Source organism: Saccharomonospora iraqiensis subsp. paurometabolica YIM 90007 (assembly GCF_000231035.2).
In the GTDB taxonomy this organism is placed as follows: Bacteria; Actinomycetota; Actinomycetes; order Mycobacteriales; family Pseudonocardiaceae; genus Saccharomonospora; species Saccharomonospora paurometabolica.
In genome coordinates, this window is record NZ_KI912212.1 from 5,016 (window position 1) to 6,077 (window position 1,062).

Sequence of the window (1,062 nt, forward strand, 5' to 3'; positions counted from 1 at the left end):
ACAGGGACGTGAGGTGAACCGACGGTGACGGGCCGGGACACGACGATGCCCGACGCGTGGGAGGCCACCGCGCCGGACCCCGACGAGGTGCGCCGCGTGGTGGCCACCGCGCTGGAGGAGGACCTGCGGTACGGGCCGGATGCCACCACCGAGGCGACCGTGCCGGCCGGGGCGACGGCGGTGGCCGAGTTGACGCCGCGGACCGGGGGTGTCCTCGCCGGGGTGGGCATCGCCCGCACGGTGTTCGACACGGTGTTCGCCGACCGCACGGGGCCGGGCCACGAGGTCCTCACCGCGCGCGCCGACGGCGCCCGGCTCGCCGCAGGGGAGCCCGCCCTGGTCGTGCGCGGCGGCGTGCGGGGGCTGCTCACCGCCGAACGCACCGCGCTGAACCTGCTGTGCCACCTGTCCGGGGTCGCGACCGCGACGGCGGCCTGGGTCGACCGGGTCGCCGGGACCGGGTGTGTGATCCGGGACTCGCGCAAGACGCTGCCGGGGCTGCGGGCGCTGGAGAAGTACGCGGTGCGCTGCGGCGGCGGACGCAACCACCGGCTCGGTCTCGGGGACGCGGTCCTGATCAAGGACAACCACGTCGTGGCGGCGGGCTCGGTCACCGAGGCGCTGCGGTTGGCCCGGCAGCGTGCGGCCGACCTGCCGTGCGAGGTCGAGGTGGACCGGATCGACCAGCTCACGGAGGCGCTGCGGGCGGGCGCCGACGAGGTGCTGCTGGACAACTTCACCCCGGACGCCTGTGCCGAGGCCGTGCGCCTGCGCGACCGGCTCTCCCCGGCCACCCGGCTGGAGGCGTCCGGCGGCCTGCGGCTGGACAACGCCGCCGCCTACGCCGCGTCCGGTGTGGACTACCTCGCCGTCGGCGCGCTCACCCATTCGTCCCCGGCCCTGGACCTGGGCATGGACCTGCGCACCGACGTCCGCCCGGCCCCGGCTCCCGGCGCGTGACCCGCGACGTGCGCGCGACCGGCCCGGGCCGTCACAGCCGTCGGTTGGCCAGGACCCCGGTCGCGTCGCGGGCGGTGGTCGTCAGCTCCGGGTCGATCCCGG

The 1,062-nt window shown here is 76.9% G+C and carries 1 protein-coding gene; it reads left to right on the plus strand.

Going from position 1 to position 1,062, the window contains the following annotated elements:
* Nucleotides 1–45 precede the first annotated feature (45 nt).
* The gene (nadC, locus tag SACPADRAFT_RS0204585) at nucleotides 46–960 is read left to right on the plus strand and encodes a carboxylating nicotinate-nucleotide diphosphorylase (protein ID WP_028662209.1); all 915 of its coding nucleotides are present in this window, start codon (nucleotides 46–48) and stop codon (nucleotides 958–960) included.
* The last annotated feature ends 102 nt before the right edge of the window (nucleotides 961–1,062 follow it).